Origin of the sequence: Caulobacter sp. FWC2, assembly GCF_002742625.1 — a bacterium.
Classification (GTDB): Bacteria; Pseudomonadota; Alphaproteobacteria; order Caulobacterales; family Caulobacteraceae; genus Caulobacter.
Genome location: NZ_PEBF01000001.1, coordinates 4,122,145 through 4,141,446 on the forward strand (window position 1 = coordinate 4,122,145; position 19,302 = coordinate 4,141,446).

Consider the following 19,302-nt stretch of genomic DNA (forward strand, 5'->3'; position numbering starts at 1 on the left):
GGCGGCCGCTAGCGCATAGTGCCCTTTGAAACGTCCGAGCAAGGTGGAGGCTAAATTGCCACCTCAAGTTACTCACAGCGAGTCATCAACTCGCGTTTGTGCATCTGCTCAATCTATGGTGCAGTTGTTGCTGGCAGTTTCGCCCGTTCAGGAGATTATGCATGAAGCGCTTCGTTACAGCCTCGCTGGTAGCTGCTCTGGCACTTTCCGCGATCCCCACAGTCTCGACAGCGAGGATTAATTTCTACCGGCAGGTGACCTTCTACAGCACGTATTATGTTGACAATAGCGGCCCGAATGTCCCGTACGATCCGACGCCACACAGATTTCAAGTGGGCTATATTCGCTACTACTGCGACGGAAGCGTCCGGCAAGTCGGAGACGAGACTTCGGATTACGATGACGATATCGTGGGTGTTTGCACCTGAATTCGTCCGGTAGGCCCGTCGTCAGTGGCGGCGGGCCTCCACCATATCAGGCGGCCTCGGCTGATGACCCGCCCCCCTAGGACAATGACGAGCCGGCGAGCGGAAGTTAGTTCTGTCTTGGCTTCTTCCGCTAGGCTGGCGCTCAAATCAAAAAGCCCCACCGGTTAGGGTGGACGTCGCCTAAGAGGCTTCGGGTCCAGGAATCGGCGCCGGCGACATCAGGCCTTGGGCGCCTGGCTGCTCACCGTGCGCCAACTAGGTCTGGAAGGGTCGAAGAGGTCCCTAACCCTTGCGCCTTGTCACCCCCGAAGCGCGTCGCGCGACCCTGGCCATGGCCGGCGCGGAGCAAAGCTTCCGTCTCCCCCACGGCTAGGCGCAAAAGAAAAGCGCCGGTGCTTTCGCACCGGCGCTCGCCTTGGATCGACTTGGCTACGTTCGGTTAGAACGAGTAGCGGGCACCGAGGTAGAAGCGGCGGGGTTCGACCCAGCCGTTGGCGACACCGTAGTTATACGTGCCGTCGCCGTTCACCAGCTTCTGGACGCTGTTGGCCGACTGCTTGTTCAGGATGTTGAACGCGTCGAGGAAGAACTCGACCTTGCCGCCCAGACCCGGAACCGAGTGCTCGTACTTCAGACGCATGTCGAAGGTATAGTACGAGGGGTTCTTGCCGCTGCCGACGCCGCCCGGCAGGACGAAGGTGTCCTGCACGCCGCCGTACCAGGACAGCGCCATCGGAGCGAAGTAACGGCCGCTGACCGGAACGGCCGGCGTGAAGAGCGAACCGCTGTTCCAGTTGAACACACCCGAGACCTGCAGGCCGAACGGGGTGTCGTAAGCGCCATAGGCCTTGAACTGGTGCTTGATGTTGCCCGCTTGCGGGCCCCACATGTTCGGCGCGCGCGGATCCACGGCGATCAGGTCGCCTTGGAAGTCGGCGTTACCGTCCGAGTTGGTGTTACCCTCCGCCCAGTTACGGGTGTAGGACATCTGGCCGAACCAGTTGGTGGTCTTGAACTTCGTGACCGTCAGTTCGAAGCCCGTGTACTCACGCTTGCCGCCGGCCAGGGTGCCGAGGACGTAGTTCGCGTTCGGCTTCGACGAGAAACCGAAGTACGAGTACGGCAGGTAGAACGGGGTGCCCGGCGAAGCCGAGCTGTTCGGCGCCGCGCCGCAGGTCGCGACCGTACAGGTCGGATCCGAGTAGATCGCCAGATCGTAGTCTTCGAAGATGTTCTTGGTGACGCGGCGCGTCAGCGAGGTCGAGACGTTGATCGACGAACCGAAGGTGGTCGAGCCACCGATCATGTATTCGTCGGTGTACGGGGTCTTGGTGGCCGGACCGAACACCGAGTCCGGCGTCACCGCGCCGCCGCGGGTGCGGAAGGTCAACCATTGGTTGGCCACGTACAGCTGCTCTTCGGTGACCGGGCCGTTCAGGTTGCCGGCGAAGTTGGCCATGTCAGAACGGATCGGGTCATAGTAGCGACCGAAGAACGCATAGACCTTGCTGCGGCCGTTGCCGGTCACGTCGTAGACGACGTTGATGCGCGGAGCCAGCTTCCAGTCGAACGTGAACAGCTTGTCGCCAGCCGAGCTGAAGTGGCTCCACTTTTCGGCGCGAACGCCGGCGGCGACCGTCAGTTGGTTCAGGGTCCAGGTGTCTTGCAGATAGACGGTTTCACCTTCGCTCTTGATGGCGTAGGGCGCGTTGACCGAACGAACCGCGCGGTAGGTATTGACGTTGCCGGTGGGGTTGCCGGCCGTCGAGTTGAAGCGCAGGGCGTTCACTTCGGCGGCGGAGATCACGCCGTTGGCGTCGGTATCGAGCGCGGCGCGGAATTGCGCGGCGTTCGGGCTGGCCGTCATGGCGGCGATGATGCGCGGAACGTCGCCGGAGGCGAGCAGGCGCGCCGTCCAGCCCGGACCGGTCGTGTAGTCCTGGAACGTGGCGCCCGAGTCGATCAGAGCGATCGAGTTGTAGGTCGCGCCGCCCGGAACGGTCGAGTTGCTCTTGTAGATGTGCTTCGAGGTCGAGTAGCCGCCCTTGAAGGTGTGGCTGCCGAAGCCGGTGTCGAGGTAGTACTCGAGCTTCACGCCATATTCTTCAGAGTCGCGGTGCGTTTCGCTGTTGCTGCCGAAGCCGCCGAGGTTGCGCTGGGCGTTGGTCGAACCCGCCGTCTTGAACGACAGGGTGTCGCGGAGCGTCTGGTCGGCAGCCAGCGTCGTCAGCTCGGCCTTGTGGTTGTAGTAGTAGGCGTTGATCGACAGATCGTTCCACGTGTGGGTGTAGTCGAGCTTGTAGTTGTCGCCGCCTGCGTTCTGGGCCGTGTCGCGATTGTTCAACGTGGTCGCCGTGCGCGAACCGCTGATCTTTGTCGGGTCGTTGAAGAACGTACCGGTCAGACGGTCGTTGTCGGTGATCTGCCAGGTCGCCTTGAAGAAGGCGTACTTGTCGTCTCTGGTGACGGTACGCTGAACCGCACCCGTGGTCGCGTTCAGCACTTCGTCCGAACGGTGCTTCTTCTGGTACGAACCGAAGACCCAGAGCTTGTCCTTGATGATCGGACCGCCGAGGGTGAACGCCGTGTCGTAGGTCTTGAAGCCACCCGAGGTCGAGTGCTTGTCCTTGGCGACCAGGCTGTCGTTCTGCAGGTAGTAGTTGACCGAGCCGTGCCACTCGTTCGAGCCCGACTTGGTGACGACGCGCGAGATCAGGCCCGAACCGCCGTCATATTCAGCCGGCACGCCGCCGACGATGACTTGCTGTTCCTGGATGATTTCCGAGTTGAAGTTCGAACCGAACGTACCCGTCAGCGGGTCGGTCACGTTCACGCCGTCGATGTAGTAGACGTTGTCGGTCGAGGAGCCGATGGCGCCGCCGACGTCCGAATAGTTGACGCCCGAACGCGACGACGGGTTGCCGCCCGACGAGGGCTTCACGCCCGGAACCAGCTGCAGGTAGCTCTGATAGTTACGGCCGGTGGGGAGCGATTCCACCGTCTGCAGCGTCAGGGTGGTGGCGACGGTGGCCGAGGTCACGTCGACGGCGGCCAGCGAACGGCCGGTGATGACGACTTCTTCGATCGTGTTGCCTTGGGTGGCCAGGGCGTAGCCGACCGAGCGGTCTTGGCCCGAAACGACAGCGACGTTGCTGGTGCTGAAGTCGTTATAGCCCGACGAGGTCACGGTAACGGTGTAGTTGGTCGCGGGGTCGAGGCCGCTGACGCGAACCTTACCTTCGGCGTCGGTCACACCCGTGCGCGGCTGGATGCTGTCCGGCGACTTGACCAGAACCGTGGCGCCCGCGAGGGGCTGGCCGTTCGGGCCGGTAACCGTGACGCGCAGGGCGCCCGACGACGCTTGCGCCAGGGCGACCCCGGTGACGCAAACGCTCAGCGCAATGCCGAGCGCGGCGCGGCTCACGCCCTTCGCGAGGCGCGCGCGTGCGCTACCTTTGTTGAATTCCATGCTCTTCAAATCCCCTCTGAGCGTGGCGCGAGCGGCAAGTCGGACAGAACCCCTCTAGAAACTTTGCCCGACCTGGAGCGGAAAACCGCCGAACGGCGCCACGAGATCACTAGTGTCCCGGAAAACATTTCTCCGGTTGGACCGACGTTAGGGGGGCGCGACGCCGAGGGTCAATTGTCATTGCAAATTTGTAATTCACATCGCCGATGCCTGTCGCAAAATCGCCACAGGGCCGCCGCTTTTCCGGAGACCGTTGCTCACTTGGAATACTGAAGGTTCAGAAGCTCGCGCAAAATCTTGGTCATGCTTTTGTTTTAATGGGGCTATTCCGACCTCGAGGAACGCCGTTCAGGCCGCTATTGTTTCGAAGAAAATCAAGCGAGAAAATTACCGGCCAGAATTGACAGACACAAAATCATGCCCGTAACGGCGTGATTTGACACAAATCTCTTTTGACTAAGGCGCTAATGGCGACACAAACTCTTCACAAATGCCGCCTTGGCGCGCACCGAGACGAACAGCACTGACCATTGCCTAGGCGCCTGTCGCCCGTGAAGATGCCGATGCGGCGGAGCACGCCGCGCGATGTGAGCTCCAAGAACCGATGAGTGAATTTCGACGCGTCACCGACTCCCTTTCGGTCAGTCCGCAGGTCTTCGAGGCCGACATGGCCCTCGCCGCGGCGCAGGGATTCGTTCTGGTGATCAACAATCGTCCCGACGGCGAGGACCCCAGCCAGCCGTCGAGCGCGACGATCGAGGCCGCCGCCCGCGCCGCGGGGATGGACTATCTGCACGTACCGGTGCGGGGCGGCCCGACCCAGGAGCAGGTGGACGCCGTTCGTGCGGCCACGGAAAGCGCCGGCGGACCGGTGCTGGCCTTCTGCCGCTCGGGCACGCGCTCGATCGTCACCTGGTCGATCGGCCAGGCGCTGGCGGGCGAGGATCGTGAGACCCTGGTGAGCCAGGGCCGTGAAGCGGGCTACGACCTCTCGGGCGTGCTGCCCGGCTGAGGGGATTAGAAAGCGGCCGACTCGCGAGCCGCCATAGGCGTCGGTTCGGGCTGGCAGCTGGCCAGCGCGAACTGCGCCACGATGATACACAGGATGGCGAAGGCCGCGCGCTGGAGCCGTTTTGAGACAAAAATCGCCGCGTCCGCCGTCATGGCCGATCCTTCCAGGGTTACTGGAAGCTTAAAACGCAAGACCGGCGCCGCCCGGCCTGCGTCGAACAGGAGCGCTCCGATGATCCCCTTCGTTCGCGAGCTGGACTTCGAATATGGCCGCTGTGATCAGGTCTCGCCCCTGATCCGGCGGGTGATCGCCCGCAATCCGGGGCCGTTCACCTATACCGGCACCGGTGTCTACATCGTCGGCCGAGGCGAGGTGGCGGTGATCGACCCGGGTCCGGACCTGGCGGAGCACTTCGACGCCCTGAAGGCCGCCCTGGCCGGCGATCGGGTGACCCACGTCCTGGTCACCCATCACCACCTGGACCACTCCCCCCTCGCCCATCCGCTGGCCCAGGCGTTCGGCGCCAAGGTCCACGGCCTGCCCGCGCCGGCCGATCACGGCGAGGCGGCGTCCCCGGGGCTGGAGGAAGGCGCCGACGACCGCTTCCGACCCGACGTGACGCTGACCGACGGCGACGTGATCAGCGGCCCCGGCTGGACGCTGGAGGCGGTGATGACCCCTGGCCACACCTCCAACCACATCTGCTTCGCGCTGAAGGAAGAAAACGCCCTCTTCTGCGGCGACCACATCATGGGCTGGTCGACCACGGTGATCACACCGCCCGACGGCGACATGGGCGACTACTTCGCCAGTCTGGCCAAGGTGCGGGCGCGGAACTTCGACGTCCTGTGGCCCACGCACGGCGCGCCGGTGCGCGAGGTCACGCCGTTCATCGACGCCTATGTCGCCCACCGCCGCGCGCGCGCGGCGCAGATCCTGGAGGCGCTGGGCGCGGGCCTCACCACCATCAAGGCGATGGTGCCCAGCCTCTATGCTGCGGTGGATCCGCGCCTGCACCCCGCAGCGGCGCACTCGGTGTTCGCCCACATGATCCAGCTGGTGCGCGAGGGGCGGGTCGTGACGCCAGGCGAGCCCGGGTTGGACGCGGAGTACCGGCTGGCCTGAGGCGGTCTAGCCTTACTGCCCCCGCACCGCCGTCATCAGCGTCCCGATCCGCGCGCAGTTTCGGCCCTGATCCGGCCCGGCGTCGCGGCCGATCGAGCGCATGTCGAGGCGCGAGCCCCGGGCGTCCGGACGCACCCGGACCACCAGGTCATCGGTCAGGCCGTACCAGAAGCTGCTGCCGTTGGCCTCCAGGCGGCCGTCCATCGGATCGTCAGTGACCAGGGTCATGCCCGAGGCCAGGACGGCGGCCTTGATCGACTCGTAGACGTCGCCGGGCGCGCGTTCGCTGACCAGCGGTCGGGCCGCCGGACAGGTCTCGGCGTTGATCTCGGCCAGGCGGCGGCCGGCATAGGCGGCCGAGCCCACGGGCAGGCTGGGGTCGTCGACCACGATCTCCGCCGAGCCGCCCCGGGCGGCCATGGCCGCGTCCGAAAAGCCCAGCGGCGTCTTCCAGTCGGTGGCCACGTCGTGGATCGGCGGCGACTGGCCGCCCAGCGCCTTGGCCGCGACCATCACGCCGAAGGTGGCAGCCGTGATCGCCAGGGCCAGCACCGCGCCCTTCCACAGCCGGCCGAAGCCGGCGCTCAGCGCGATGATCAGGCCGATCAGTCCGGTGGCGACGCTGATGAAAGCCAGCCGCGGCGCCCAGTCCAGGGTCATGGCCGTGTAGCCCAGCGGCAAGGGGATCATGCCCAGCTTGACGCCCAGCGCGCCGCCGCCAGCCAGGATGGCCGGGGCCAGGGCGATCAGCAGGGCCAGGTCCAGATAGAGCGACGCCCAGCGGGGCGGCTTGCCCGAAGCCTTGCCCGCCGCCTCGCTCTTGGCCTTGGCGGCCGCCTTGCCCTTGCCGCGCTTGCCCGGCGTGATCGGCATGGCGAACGGCAGGGCCTCGCCGGCGTCGGCCAGGACGGGCGTCGGCTTGGACGGCTCGGCCGGATCCGGCTCGCGCAGGCGCAGCGGCGGTTCGGGTTCGGCCTTGATCTGGACAGGCTCGGGCTCCGGCGTCGCGACCTCGGCGACGGCGGTGGCTTCGGCCTCGGGTTCGGGAAGCTTCTCGGGCGGCGCCGCGGCGGCGGCGATGGCGGTGGCCTCGGCGATGATCGCGTCGGTGGCCGAGACCTGCTGGATTTCAGGCTCCGGCGGAGGCGCGGCGACGAGCTCCGACTCAGGCGCGATTTCCGGCTCAGGCGCAGACAGGACCGTGTCGGCCTCGACCTCCTCGACCGGTTCGGGCGCGTAGATGACGGCCCCGTGGCCGCCATCGGCGGCGGCCAAGGTCTGGGTCGCAACAGGCTCGGGCTCGGGTGGCGGCGGCGGCGGCGCGGGCGTCGGCTGAACCGGCGCCTCCGGCAGGCTGTAGCCTTCGTCGGCAAGGCGCTTGCGGATCAGCTTCTTGTCGATCTTTCCGGTCGCGCCCAGCGGGATGTCGTCGACGAAGATCACGTCGTCCGGCATCCACCACTTGGCGATCTTGCCCTGGAGGAAGTCGATGAACTCGACCTTCGTCGCCGTCTCGCCCGCCTTCAGCTTGACCAGCAGCACGGGCCGCTCGTCCCACTTGGGATGCGGCATGCCAACCACCGCGGCCAGGGCGGCCTTGGGATGGCCGACGGCGATGTTCTCGATCTCGATGGTGCTGATCCATTCGCCGCCGGACTTGACGACGTCCTTGGCGCGGTCGGTGATCTGCATGAAGCCATGCTCGTCGATCGTGGCGATGTCGCCCGTGTCGAAGAAGCCGTCCTGGTCGAGGATCTTGCCGCCGGCGCCACGGAAGTACTCGGCGGCGATGATCGGGCCGCGGATCTTCAGGTGACCGAAGGCCTGGCCGTCATGCGGCAGCAGATTGTCGTCGTCGTCGGTCAGGCGCAGCTCGACGCCCAGAGGCGGCCGGCCCTGCTTCAGGCGATACGGCATCTGCTGGTCGTAGGGCAGCTTTTCCAGTTCGTCGGTCAGCACCGACAGGGTCCCGACCGGCGAGGTTTCGGTCATGCCCCAGGCATGGACCACCTCGACGTCATAGGTCTCCTGGAAGGCGCGGATGATGGTCTCGGGACAGGCCGCCCCGCCGATCACCACCTTCTTCAGGACCGGCAACTCGGCGCCCGTGGCTTCCAGGTGCTGCAGCAGCATCTGCCAGACGGTTGGCACCGCGGCAGAGAAGGTCACGCCCTCGGTGTCCAGCAGTTCGAAGATCGAGGCGCCGTCCATCTTGGGGCCCGGCATGACGATCTTGGCGCCGGAGCCGGGGGCCGAGAACGCCACGCCCCAGGCGTTGGCGTGGAACATCGGCACCACCGGCAGGATCACGTCCTTCTGCGACAGGCCCATCACGTCCGGCTGCAGAGTGATCAGGGTGTGCAGGAAGTTCGAGCGGTGCGAGTACATCACCCCCTTGGGGTCGCCCGTCGTGCCCGAGGTGTAGCAGAGGCCCGCCGCCGTGCCCTCGTCGAAGCCGCCCCAGGCGCACTCGGCGCCATGCTGGTCGATCAGGTCCTCGTAGGCGAGCAGGCCCTTGAAGCGCGGAGCCTCGCCCGCCAGCGGGAACTCTCCCGGCATGTGGTCGCGGTCGGTGAAGACCACCACGTGCTCGACATGCGGCAGACGCGGCAGGATCGCGGCGATGATCGGCAGGAAGGTCAGGTCGGTGAAGATCAGCCGGTCGCCGGCGTGGTCGGCGATCCAGGCGATCTGCTCGGGGAACAGGCGCGGGTTCAGGGTGTGGCAGACGGCCCCGATGCCCATGATGCCGTACCAGGCTTCCATGTGGCGGCCGGTGTTCCAGGCCAGCGTACCGACGCGGTCGCCCGGCTTGATCCCCAGGGACAGCAGCGCATTGGACACCCGCTTGGCGCGGTCGCGGATCTCGCGATAGGTCGTGCGCACGATCGGCCCCTCGACCGAACGGCTGACCACCTCGCGCCCGCCGTGCCACTGGGCGGCGTGGTCGATGATCTTGTCCAGGGTCAGGGCCCCGTGCTGCATCAAACCCTGCATCTGAACGTTACTCCCGGCGGCTTATCGTTGTTCACGCAAGGCTATCGGTGTGCGGCGCAACACGCAACGCGCAGCGCCCCAAGGGCGAAAAGAGAACCGTCCGATGTCGCGATTGATCGGATACCCGACAACACCGCGCCAATCGGCCGCAGGACGCATTTAGAGACTCTTGGTTGCGATCACTTGATAGTTCTTCGTAGGCGAATGTGGTTCGCCGACAGGAGGCGATGGCGTGCGCTGGCTGGCCGACACTCTGGCGGATGAGAGACTGGACGAGGTCGGCGCCGACATCCGGCGGCTCGGCGTTTCGCGTCTCATCTCCGGTTGTCTGGCGGCCGGGGTCGTCGGTCTTGGCCTTGGCGCGACCGCCGCGGTCGCCTGGCTGGCTGGCTTTCTGTTCGCCGAGGGCTTGGCCACCCTGGCCACCCGCAACTTCGGCCGGGACCGCCCGGTGTCGCGTGGCGATCGCGCCGCCTTCATGCTGGCCGCGATCCCCGTCAACGGCAGCTGGGCCGCCCTGGCCAGCCTGCTCTGGCTGCAGGGCTCCGACCGGCTGAAGATCGCCGCCGTCGCCATCTGGTGCGGCCAGCTGGTCTTCGCCCAACAGTATCGTCACCAGCCGCTGGCCCTGCTGATCATCAGCGGGCTGATGCCCGTGGTCAGCCTGATCGTCTTCCCGTTCTTCTTCATGGCCGGCGCTGACATGGCCACCCAGGCGACGCGCTGGTCGCTGGTGCTGCTGATCGGCGTGACCTTGAACGTCGCTCTGCGCAACCGCGCCGCCGCCCAGCGCATGGACGCGCTGACCCGGGGCCTGCGCGAGGAGCGCGAGCGGGCCCTGGAGGCCGCCCGCGCCAAGTCGACCTTCATCGCCGTCACCAGCCACGAACTGCGCACGCCTATGAACGGCCTGCTGGGCATGGCCCACGCGCTGGAACGCTCGGACCTCAACCCCGCCCAGCGCGAGCAGGTCGCCCTGATGCTTCGGTCGGGCGACAGCCTGATGCAGCTGCTCAACGACGTGCTGGACATGTCGCGGATCGAAACCGGCCGCGTCGAGCTGGCCCCGGAAGCCGTCGATCCCCGCGCCATCGTCGCCGAGGTGGTCGACACCTGGCGCGACGCGGCGGAGTTCAAAAGCCTGTCGCTGTTCACCGATTTCAGCGCCGAGGTCCCGACCTGGATCTTCGCCGACCCCCTGCGCATCCGCCAGATCCTGACCAATCTGGTGTCCAACGCCGTGAAGTTCACCACCGAGGGCCATGTCCGGGTCAGCGTCGGCGCCGAGCGCGCGGGCGAGGCCTGGATGCTGCGCTTCGCGGTCAGCGACACCGGGCCGGGCGTGCCGGCCGACGCGGCAGACCGAGTGTTCGACAGCTTCACCCAGGCCGACGAGACCATCTCGCGCAGCCATGGCGGCGCGGGCCTGGGCCTGACGATCTCGCGCGCCCTGGCCCGCCAACTGGGCGGCGACCTGGACCTGCGTCCCGCCCCGGTCGGAGCCTGCTTCGTGCTCAGCATCCGCGCCGAGGAGGCCGAGGCGGCCGCACCGCCGCCGGCGCTCGAAGCCGAAGACGACGAGACCCTCGATCAGATCCATGTGCTGATGGCCGAGGACAACGCCGTCAACCAATTGGTCGTACGCGCCATGCTGGAGCCGACCGGCTTGGCCCTGACCATCGTCGAAAACGGCGAGGAGGCGCTGAAGGCCATGGCCTCGGGCCACTACGACTGCGTGCTGATGGACATCAACATGCCGGTGATGGACGGCATCACCGCGCTGGAGGCGATCCGCCAAGGCCGGGCAGGCGATCCCGCCCTGCCCGTCATCGCCCTGACCGCGTCGGCCATGGCCGGCGACCGCGAACGGTTCCTGGGCATGGGCTTCGACGACCACCTGGGCAAGCCGGTCAAGCCGATGGACCTGATCATGGCGATCGTCAGGGCCGTGAACCCGGATCCGCCAAAAGAGGGACTGCGGGCGGCGTAATCCCCTACCCCATCGTCTCCGCCAGCGCCCGAGCCTCGTCCTCGAAGGCGTTGACCGTGTCGACCTTGCGCCAGGTGATCTCACCCGTCTCGCGGGTCAGCTGGTTTTCCAGCACCGCCACGTCGGCGTCCGAGGCGTCGTTGACGCGGGCCGCCACGCGCGCGCGCAGAACCTCGGGCGGCGCCTCCAGCCAGACGCCCAGAAAGCCGACGTCGCAGGTCTTGGCCAGGGCCTCGGCGCGGGCGCGCTCCTCGGGTTTCAGGAACACCGCGTCCAGCACCACCGAGCGGCGGGCCTTCAGGCACAGCTCGGCGTCGTGGAACAGCTGGTCATAGACCTTGGCGCTCATCTCCGGCGTATAGGCCTCGCGCGGCAGGCGCTGCAGCGAGGGAACACCCCACAGGCGCTTGCGGATCTCGTCGGTGCGCAGGACCACAGCGCCCGGAGCCGAGCCCAGGCCCGGCGCGCAGACGCGCGAGAAGGTCGACTTGCCCGAACCCGACAAACCGCCGGCCGCCACCAGGCTGACCGGACGCGGCGCCAGGTGCTCGATCGCGGTGTTCAGATACGCCCGCGCGGCCTCGTCGTCGCCGGTATAGGCCCAGACGTGGGTGCGCACGGCGGCGCGGACGGACAGCATCAGCGGCAGGGCGGCCAGGCCCGTCCACAGCCCCTCGCCGAACGTGCGGGCGGCCTCGTCCAGATAGGCGTTCAGCACCCGGCCGGCGGCGTCGCGGCGACGGCGGAAGTCCAGGTCCATCAGCAGGAAGGCCAGGTCGTACTGCACATCGATGTCCGACAGAGTGTCGTTGAACTCGATGCAGTCGAACAGGATGGGCTGGCCGTTCTCGATCAGGATGTTCCCAAGGTGCAGGTCGCCATGGCAGTGGCGGGCGAAGCCCTCCGCGGCGCGGCCGTCCAGCAGCGGACCCAGCCGCTCCAGGGCGATATCGGTCTCATGCACCAGGCGCTCGACGGCCTGCTTGCCCAGCCGCGAGGACAGGCCGCGCAGCAGGTTGGCGTTGGAGCGGATCGTATAGCCCAGGGCCGAGACGCCGCCGCCTTGCGGGCGCAGGCTCGCGCTGGCGTGGAAGCGGGCCACCGTGCGGCCCAGCGAATCCTCGAGCGCGTCGTCGATCGCCCAGGGCTGAGTGGCCAGCACGCCGTTCTGGTCGAAGCGGCGCATCTCCAGCAGGTACTCGACGATCTCGCCCTCGCCGTCGATCTCCAGGCCGCCATCGGCGGTGCGGTTCAGCTGGCGGACCTCGCGATAGATGTCCGGCGCGGCGGCGCGGTTGAAGCTCAGCTCGCGCTCCAGCGCCCAGCGCCGCAGCTCCAGGGTCGAGTAGTCCAGAAAGCCGAAATCGACCGGGCGCTTCACCTTGAAGGCCGAGCCGTCGATCAGGAACACCCGGGCGCACGAGGTCTCGATCGTGCTTTCCGCTCGGTCGCCAAACCAGGCCGCCACTTCCTGTTCGCGCGCGGCTTCCGCGTCCTTGATCACGCCCAGTTTCCCATCTCGTCGCGCCCGAAAACCGGCGCCGGGGCTGCATAGCCGAAACCCGCGTCCGCGTCCTCTCGCGCAAGCCTTGCCGAACCCTCATATTCGCGGTTAGATTGTATCGAAGTCATCAGTTGCGAGTGTCATATGCTTGTCGGCGCGGGTCTGAAGCGGTCGGGACACAAGCGGGAGGAGATCCTCGCCTCCGCCCGATTTCTCTTCCTGAAGGAAGGCTATGCCGACACCGGCATGGAGGTGGTCGCCCGCGCCGCCGGAGTCTCCACCGCCACGCTCTATGCCTATTTCCCCAGCAAGGCCGACCTGTTCAAGGCGATCGTGCTGGAAACGGTCAGCAGCGTCGGCGCGCCGGTGCGCGAGGCTGTGCGGGTGAAAGGCGACGCCCGGACCCGCCTGGCCGCCCTGGCCATCGCCTACGCGACCTTCCTGTCACGCGCCGACACCCGGGCCATGTTCCGGATGGTCACGGCCGAGCGCCGCCGCTTCGAGGATGTCGCCGAATATTTCCTGCAGAGCGCCCGCGACGAACTGGGCGGCGCGGCGATCTCGGTGATCAACGACCTGACCAAGACCGGCGAGATCAAGGTCGAGAAGGCCTCCTGGGCCGCCGGCCAATTGCTGGGCCTGCTCGACCACGTCACCCTCGTCCTGGGCATCACGGCCGGCGACGAAGTGCTGTCGCGGCGGCCGATCAAGGACATCGCCGACGACGCGGTCGAGACGTTCCTGGCGCGCTATGGGGTAAGGTGAGCCGGAGCGGGCGCTGGCCTACGGAAACAGTCGCTTCGTCGTCCAGCCCCCGGCCGCGCGGTCGAACACCAGCCGCTCGTGAAGGCGGAACGGACGATCGCGCCAGAACTCGATCGTGACCGGGACGATGCGGTAGCCTGACCAGTGCGGCGGGCGCGGAACCTTGGAGAGGCCGAACTTCAGGCCCATCTCGGCGACGCGCTTTTCAAGCGCCAGGCGGTCCGGGAGCGGACGCGACTGGTCGCTGGCCCAGGCGCCCAGCTGGCTATGGCGGGCGCGGCTGGCGAAATAGGCGTCCGCCTCGGCGTCGCTGACCGGCTCGACAACGCCGCGGATCCGCACCTGACGGCGCAGGGACTTCCAGTGGAACAGCAGGGCCGCCTTGGGATGGGCGTTCAGCTCCACGCCCTTGGCGCTCTGGGTGTTGGTGTAGAAGACGAAGCCGCGCGCATCGACATCCTTCAGCAACACCATCCGCGAGTCCGGCATGCCGTCGGCGTCGACGGTCGAGACGGTCATGGCGTTGGGGTCGTTGGGCTCCTTCTTGCCCGCCTCCTCCAGCCACTCGGCGAACAGAGCGAACGGATCCTCTTCCGACAGCAGGGGCGGCGGCGTCGCCTCGGTCACCTGGCGGACATAGTCGTCCTCGCTGGGCGAGGCGGGGATCAGGGTCGGGTCAGCGCTCATGCCCTTCGATATAGAGCCTGGCGCGGTCGAGGGCCACATCAGGGCGAACCCTTTGGGGACCTTGCCCTAAAGTCTTAACTTAACCCGCCGTTGACCATCCGGCGCCAGGGTCGGACCATGACGACCCGTACGCCCGCCCTGACGCTTTCGGCTGCCCGCGCCCTGCTGGGCGTCGCTCCGAACGCGGACGAGCGCGAGCTGCGCATGGCCTATCGCGAGGCCGCCAAGCGGGCCCATCCCGACCGTCCGACCGGCGACGCGGCCCTGTTCCGCGACGTGCTGGCAGCCTACCGCCTGCTGCAGGATACGCCGGTCGTTCAGCACAACTTCCCGCCGGCGGTCGCTCAGCCGATCCCGATCGCCGACCGCGTATTCCTGGAGATCGACATCGCCACCGCCGTCAGCGGCGGCGCCGAGGAGCTGGCCATCGACGGCCGCCGCCTGCGGCTGAAGCTGCCCGCCGGCCTGCGCGAAGGCGACAGGGTCCGGGTCGAGGGCGTGTTGTTCGAGGTCCGCCTGCGCGCCCAGGACGGCGCCCTGGTGCGCGGCGACGACATCTGGCTGACCGGCAAGGTTGATCCGCGTGTGCTGGCCGAGGGCGGCCGAGTCGACGCTGAAACGCCATTGGGGCCGCGCCCGGCCTGGATCTCGACCAAGGCCGCCGCCCGCGGTCTGGTCCGCCTGCCCGGCCAGGGCCTGCCCGCCCGCGCGGCCCACAAGGCCGGGGACCTGTTCCTGCGCCTCGAAGCGGCCGAAGCTGGCGCGGAGAGTCCGGCGCGCTCGCTGCTGAAGCGCTTCGCGGCGGCCTGGGCGGCCTAGGGCCGCGCAGCCCCCTCCGGCCCTTCGGGCCACCTCCCCCATAAAGGGGGAGGAGAACCTCGGATCCTGCTTCCCCTTTATGGGGGAGCTGTCGGCGAAGCCGACTGAGGGGGTTACGCAAGCTCAATTAAATCGCGCACGATCTTTTTTAGCACGAACCCCTTGAAATTATATCGCGCACGATTAAATCGCTCACATTACACCAAGCCAAGGAGGCTCCCATGACCACGCTCTACACCACCCGCGCCACTGTCGTCGGCGGCCGTGACGGCCACGCTCGCAGCGAAGACGGCCTGCTGGACGTTCAGCTGTCGATGCCCAAGGCCCTGGGCGGCAAGGAAACCGGCACGAACCCCGAGCAGCTGTTCGCCGCCGGCTACGCCGCGTGCTTCCAGAGCGCCATGGCCCACGTCGCCCGCACCCAGAAGATCGCGCTGACCGGCTCGACGGTGACCGGCCAGGTCGGCCTGGCCACGCAAGAGGTCGGCTTCAAGCTGGAAGTCGCGCTGGACGTCGAAACCCAGGGCCTGAGCCAAGCCGACGCCGAGGCGCTGGTTGCGACCGCCCACCAAGTCTGCCCCTATTCGAACGCCACCCGTGGCAATGTCGATGTGGCCATCACCGTGAAGGCCGCCTAAGCGATCGTCTCATGACCCAGCAGAAGCCCGCGCCGTCCGATGCTCCGATCGAGGTCCTGCGCCTCGACAACCAGCTGTGCTTCGCCCTCTACGGCGCGGCCAACCGGATGACGCGGCTCTACCGGCCCATGCTGGACGCCCTGGGACTGACCTATCCGCAGTATCTGGCGATGCTGGTGCTGTGGGAGGCCAGTCCCCGGACCGTCGGCACTCTGGGCGACGCCCTGGACCTCGATTCCAGCACCCTGACCCCCCTGCTCAAGCGCCTGGAAGCGGGCGGCCTTGTCGCGCGCACCCGCGATCCGGAGGACGAGCGGCGGGTCATCGTGGCGCTGACCGACAAGGGCCGAGCGCTGCGCGATCAGGCGGTCTCCATCCCGGAGAAGCTGTTCTGCGCCCTCGACATGCCGCTGGACACCATGGGCGCGCTGCGCGATCGTCTCAAGACGGTGGCGAAGTAGAGGTCTCTAGACCTGCGTACGCGGCGGCTGCGCCGCCTGGCGGGCGCGAATGGCGGCGTGGTCGGCGTCGCTGGTCTGGCGCAGGGCCCGCAGGTCCTCGCTGATCCGGAAGATGGCGACGTAGAACTCGCAGAAGGCGCGCCAAAGCAGCACTAGCGCCCCCGCGACCAGCAGGCCGGCGATCAGCACCGGGAAGGCCAGCAGCAGCGAGCCGACGCCAGGCTCCTTCAGCGCCAGGCCGACGGCGGCGCCGACGACCGAGAAGCCGAACAGGGCCACGACTCCGAGGCCCGCCCAATAGATGAAGTGAATCACCGGCCCGGTCACCAGACGATCGAACGTCAGAAGATCCCAGAGCAGTGAATTCGACCCACGCTTAGTCTTATTGGCCGGAGGCATACGGAACCCCAAATCGGCGAGAAACGCCCCGATAAGCCTGCATCGCTAGCAGTGCGAAGCCCGCTCGGCAATGCCGGGCGGGCTCGCGGTTGTATCAGCCTAGACGCGATGGCGCATTACTGCGGCTTGGCGCCCGCGACCGTGGCGTCGATCTGGGCCTTGGTGGCCGTGGTCGAGACGCTGCCGTCAGCGCCCGCGCTCAGGCTGTTGGCCGGCAGGGCGAACTTCACGCCGCCATTGGCGACGATCACGTTGGTCGAGCCGTCGGCGCCGGTGCTGGTGCCGGTGATCTGGCCGACCGAGACGCCGCCGGCGTCCTTCACGGCCGAGCCGACCTTGAAGCTGGCGACGCTGGCCGAGGTCGGCGTCCCCGCGGCGTCCGCCGGGTTGGCCGAAGGCGGCGTGGTGGTCTGAGTCGTCGTCGAACCCGACGGCGTCATCGTGGTGGTCGTGCTCTGAGCCGGCGTCATGGTGGTCGTCGACTGGGTCGGCGCCGGCATGGTGGTCGAGGCCGGCGGCATGGCGCCCGTGGTGGGCGAAGCCGGGGTCGTCGTGGTGGTCGTGCTCTGGGCGAAGGCCGCGCCGGCGAACGTCAGGGACGCAGCGGCGGCGAGCAGGGCGATCTTGTTGGTCATGGTCACTCTCTCCGTCGAAAGGGCCCCTCCCTTGCCGAAAACAACGTGACCTTGCGGACACGGTTCCGTCGGCGAGTCGACTCGCTGGTCTACCGCCGCGCGTCGTGAGCCATGACCAGGGCCCCGATATAGGCCTCCATCAGCCGCACCAGCTCGTCCTCCAGCCGCATGGGATCCAGCGCCAGCTCCGCCTCGGCGGTGGCCGCGCGCAGCAGCCCGACCACCGCGTGGGTCAGGACGAAGCCGGCCTCGGGCGACAGCGGAAAGCCGAAGGCGGTCTTGCCGGCGATCGCATCGAAGAAGGTCAGGTGGTGACGCATGACCACGTCGTCGCCGCCCGCCAGGGTCAGGGCGTCCAGCAGCGCGCGGCGCGTGGCGGGCGAGCCCTCGAACGCCGTGGCCAGGGTGCGGACGATCAGGCGCACCGCGCCCAGCTCGGGTCCCGCGATGACGATCTCGGCGATGCGGTCGCGGGCGGCGCCGGCCTGCCGCTGAGCCAGGGCCGCCAGGATCGCCTGCTTGCCCGCGAAGTACTGGTACAGCGTGCCGACGCTGACCCCGGCCCGCTCGGCGATGTGGTTGGTGGTCAGGGCCTCGACCCCGCCCAACTCGAGAAGTTGAAAGGCCGCCTCCAGAATCGCCTCGACCGTGGCCTCGGAGCGCGGCTGGCGCGGCGTTCGCCTCGTCTTTTCAGTCACTTGCGGCCTGGCCTCCAGGAAGCGCCGGCCTTGCGGACAAGGCGAGTAGCGCGGGGGTCCGTGGAGCCTAACCTAGAAGCCGGGACGAGGATCCGCCAAGGGTCCGCTACGCCAGGAGATCAGATGAACGCCGCGCTCGAAAAGGTCCGCGCCAAGGTCGCGTCGCAGAAGACCGCCCTGCCCGCGCTGTATGGCGACATCGATTTCGACCTCACGCCCGAACGCTTCACCGACGATCCGAAAGCCAGCGTCGCGCCGCGCCTGCGTAAACTCGATCCGGACAAGGTCGCCCTGATCAAGGCCTACACCCTGCTGGGCGACGTTGTGGCCGACGCCTATGCGGCCCTGATGCCCCAGTATGGCTTCCGGCCGCTGATCGCCATGCTGACCAAGGCCTGCGACGAAGGCGTCGCCGCCGTGCCCGACGCGCCGCCGGAACTGGCCGCCTTCATCGCCGACATGGAGGCCACGCCCGCCTGGGTCGACATGGACCTGGTGCGCGAGGGCCAGCGGCTGGACCGCAACGCCGCCGCCAATCTGGGGCCGTTCGCGATCCGCGGCGCGTTCATCGCCACCTTCATGAACAAGTACGCCGCCCTGCCGATGGCCCTGACCGGGACCCTGTCGAACGACACCGCCGCCCGCCGGGTCAACGAGACGGCGACCTTCTTCACCACCACCCTGCTGCCGGGCTCGCTGGAGCGCCACGGGGCCGGCTTCAAGGCCGCCGCCATGGTGCGCCTGATGCACTCGATGGTGCGGTTCAACGCCCTGAAGCGCTCGGACCGCTGGGACGTGCGCGTCTATGGCATCCCGATCCCGCAGGTCGACCAGATGCCCGCCGGCCTGATCCCGATCTTCCTGATGAGCTACAAGATCGTCGCCCAGGGCCGGAAGACCTTCACCGCCGACGAGCGCGCCCGGGTCGAGCTGGCCCGCTACCGCTGCTTCCTGCTGGGCCTGCCCGAGGACCTGCTGGCCGACACCCCGCAAGGCGTGGTCGACACCATGAACGCCCGCTCGGGCACCCTGCGCGCCGGTTTCGACGACGCCACATGCGGCGAGCTGGTCCGCGCCACCCTGAACGCCTACCTGCCGCCGGACGAGCGCCCCGAGAACCGCCTGTTCGACAAGGTCGAGCGCCGGTTCTCCAAGGTGTTCTTCCTGCGCAACTTCATGAACGGCGACGTCGCGGCGGCCAGGCGCATGGGCGTCGAGATCGGCCCGCGCGACTTCATGATGTTCGGCGTGGTGGCGCTGCTGGTGACCAGCCAACTGCTGGCCTACCGCCTGGCGCGGAACGTCCCGGTCGTGAGCGACCTGGCGGACGCCCGGCTGGTCGGCAAGCTCAAGCGCCAGCTCGCGCGATACGGCCACGCCGAATTCACGAGCGACGCGGAGAAGTACCGCCCGGCGCCCGGCGCGGCGTCGAAAGCGGCTTGAGGAGCGGGAAGGCTAAGCCGACGTTTCGAGACGCGGTGTTAGGTGGTTTTCGGACATGCTCCCTCTCCCATAGGGAGAGGGCTGGGGTGAGGGGTTACAGTGCTCGACGGAGTGCCGGCACGCCGTCAAACCTCGTAACCCCTCACCCTCCCACCGCTTCGCGGCGGGCCCCTCCCTCTCCCTAAAGGAGAGGTTTTCTAGGGTCCGCCTCGGATCGAAAGCAGCCCTCGGG

The 19,302-nt window shown here is 67.6% G+C and carries 18 protein-coding genes; 10 read left to right on the forward strand and 8 right to left on the reverse strand.

Going from position 1 to position 19,302, the window contains the following annotated elements:
• Nucleotides 1-161: 161 nt before the first annotated feature.
• The gene (locus tag CSW62_RS26205; RefSeq protein ID WP_143324427.1) at nt 162-428 is read left to right on the forward strand and encodes a hypothetical protein; all 267 of its coding nucleotides are present in this window, start codon (nt 162-164) and stop codon (nt 426-428) included.
• 439 nt (nt 429-867) lie between these two features.
• On the opposite strand, the gene CSW62_RS19545 is transcribed toward CSW62_RS26205, so the two are convergent.
• Complete coding sequence (locus CSW62_RS19545) at nt 868-3,852, reverse strand: carboxypeptidase regulatory-like domain-containing protein (protein ID WP_233206732.1); 2,985 nt, start codon at nt 3,850-3,852, stop codon at nt 868-870.
• A gap of 649 nt (nt 3,853-4,501) precedes the next feature.
• On the opposite strand from CSW62_RS19545, the gene CSW62_RS19550 reads away from it, so the two are divergent.
• Nucleotides 4,502-4,909, forward strand: coding sequence for a TIGR01244 family sulfur transferase (locus tag CSW62_RS19550; protein WP_099580695.1), 408 nt, complete (start codon nt 4,502-4,504; stop codon nt 4,907-4,909).
• 5 nt (nt 4,910-4,914) lie between these two features.
• On the opposite strand, the gene CSW62_RS26210 is transcribed toward CSW62_RS19550, so the two are convergent.
• The gene (locus CSW62_RS26210; protein ID WP_143324428.1) at nt 4,915-5,061 is read right to left on the reverse strand and encodes a hypothetical protein; all 147 of its coding nucleotides are present in this window, start codon (nt 5,059-5,061) and stop codon (nt 4,915-4,917) included.
• 79 nt (nt 5,062-5,140) lie between these two features.
• On the opposite strand from CSW62_RS26210, the gene CSW62_RS19555 reads away from it, so the two are divergent.
• On the forward strand, nt 5,141-6,034 hold the full coding sequence (locus tag CSW62_RS19555) for an MBL fold metallo-hydrolase (protein WP_099580698.1): 894 nt from the start codon (nt 5,141-5,143) through the stop codon (nt 6,032-6,034).
• Between the two features lie 12 nt (nt 6,035-6,046).
• Here CSW62_RS19555 and CSW62_RS19560 read toward each other — a convergent pair whose 3' ends face one another.
• A complete protein-coding gene (locus CSW62_RS19560) occupies nt 6,047-9,031 on the reverse strand; it encodes a long-chain-fatty-acid--CoA ligase (protein WP_099580700.1) in 2,985 nt (994 codons plus the stop codon).
• A 232-nt stretch (nt 9,032-9,263) separates the two neighbouring features.
• Between CSW62_RS19560 and CSW62_RS19565 the strand changes: the two genes are divergently transcribed.
• Nucleotides 9,264-11,021 carry an ATP-binding protein gene (locus tag CSW62_RS19565; RefSeq protein WP_099580702.1) on the forward strand — a complete coding sequence of 586 codons (1,758 nt, stop codon included), beginning with the start codon at nt 9,264-9,266 and terminating at the stop codon, nt 11,019-11,021.
• A 4-nt stretch (nt 11,022-11,025) separates the two neighbouring features.
• Here CSW62_RS19565 and CSW62_RS19570 read toward each other — a convergent pair whose 3' ends face one another.
• Entirely contained in the window at nt 11,026-12,525 is a 1,500-nt protein-coding gene (locus CSW62_RS19570; RefSeq protein WP_099580704.1) for a bifunctional aminoglycoside phosphotransferase/ATP-binding protein, read from the reverse strand.
• A 144-nt stretch (nt 12,526-12,669) separates the two neighbouring features.
• Between CSW62_RS19570 and CSW62_RS19575 the strand changes: the two genes are divergently transcribed.
• The gene (locus CSW62_RS19575) at nt 12,670-13,290 is read left to right on the forward strand and encodes a TetR/AcrR family transcriptional regulator (RefSeq protein ID WP_099580706.1); all 621 of its coding nucleotides are present in this window, start codon (nt 12,670-12,672) and stop codon (nt 13,288-13,290) included.
• An 18-nt stretch (nt 13,291-13,308) separates the two neighbouring features.
• Here CSW62_RS19575 and pdxH read toward each other — a convergent pair whose 3' ends face one another.
• The gene (gene pdxH, locus CSW62_RS19580; RefSeq protein ID WP_099580708.1) at nt 13,309-13,977 is read right to left on the reverse strand and encodes a pyridoxamine 5'-phosphate oxidase; all 669 of its coding nucleotides are present in this window, start codon (nt 13,975-13,977) and stop codon (nt 13,309-13,311) included.
• Nucleotides 13,978-14,094: 117 nt separating this feature from the next.
• Between pdxH and CSW62_RS19585 the strand changes: the two genes are divergently transcribed.
• The 3 genes from CSW62_RS19585 (at nt 14,095) to CSW62_RS19595 (ending at nt 15,895) form a co-directional block, all read left to right on the forward strand.
• Nucleotides 14,095-14,796, forward strand: coding sequence for a DnaJ domain-containing protein (locus tag CSW62_RS19585; protein WP_099582376.1), 702 nt, complete (start codon nt 14,095-14,097; stop codon nt 14,794-14,796).
• Between the two features lie 221 nt (nt 14,797-15,017).
• On the forward strand, nt 15,018-15,434 hold the full coding sequence (locus CSW62_RS19590) for an organic hydroperoxide resistance protein (protein ID WP_099580710.1): 417 nt from the start codon (nt 15,018-15,020) through the stop codon (nt 15,432-15,434).
• 11 nt (nt 15,435-15,445) lie between these two features.
• Nucleotides 15,446-15,895, forward strand: coding sequence for a MarR family winged helix-turn-helix transcriptional regulator (locus CSW62_RS19595; RefSeq protein WP_099580712.1), 450 nt, complete (start codon nt 15,446-15,448; stop codon nt 15,893-15,895).
• A gap of 6 nt (nt 15,896-15,901) precedes the next feature.
• Here the strand turns inward: CSW62_RS19595 and CSW62_RS19600 are convergent, their stop codons facing one another.
• From CSW62_RS19600 to CSW62_RS19610, 3 genes are all read right to left on the reverse strand, one after another.
• Nucleotides 15,902-16,306 carry a DUF4282 domain-containing protein gene (locus tag CSW62_RS19600; protein ID WP_199170646.1) on the reverse strand — a complete coding sequence of 135 codons (405 nt, stop codon included), beginning with the start codon at nt 16,304-16,306 and terminating at the stop codon, nt 15,902-15,904.
• A gap of 104 nt (nt 16,307-16,410) precedes the next feature.
• Nucleotides 16,411-16,929 carry a hypothetical protein gene (locus CSW62_RS19605; protein ID WP_099580716.1) on the reverse strand — a complete coding sequence of 173 codons (519 nt, stop codon included), beginning with the start codon at nt 16,927-16,929 and terminating at the stop codon, nt 16,411-16,413.
• 89 nt (nt 16,930-17,018) lie between these two features.
• Entirely contained in the window at nt 17,019-17,627 is a 609-nt protein-coding gene (locus CSW62_RS19610) for a TetR/AcrR family transcriptional regulator (RefSeq protein WP_099580718.1), read from the reverse strand.
• 123 nt (nt 17,628-17,750) lie between these two features.
• Between CSW62_RS19610 and CSW62_RS19615 the strand changes: the two genes are divergently transcribed.
• Together CSW62_RS19615 and CSW62_RS27060 are read left to right on the forward strand one after the other, a co-directional pair.
• A complete protein-coding gene (locus CSW62_RS19615; protein ID WP_099580720.1) occupies nt 17,751-19,070 on the forward strand; it encodes an oxygenase MpaB family protein in 1,320 nt (439 codons plus the stop codon).
• A gap of 35 nt (nt 19,071-19,105) precedes the next feature.
• Nucleotides 19,106-19,255 (forward strand): hypothetical protein, encoded by a 150-nt coding sequence (locus CSW62_RS27060; protein ID WP_099582377.1) that lies wholly within the window; start codon nt 19,106-19,108, stop codon nt 19,253-19,255.
• Nucleotides 19,256-19,302 lie beyond the last annotated feature (47 nt).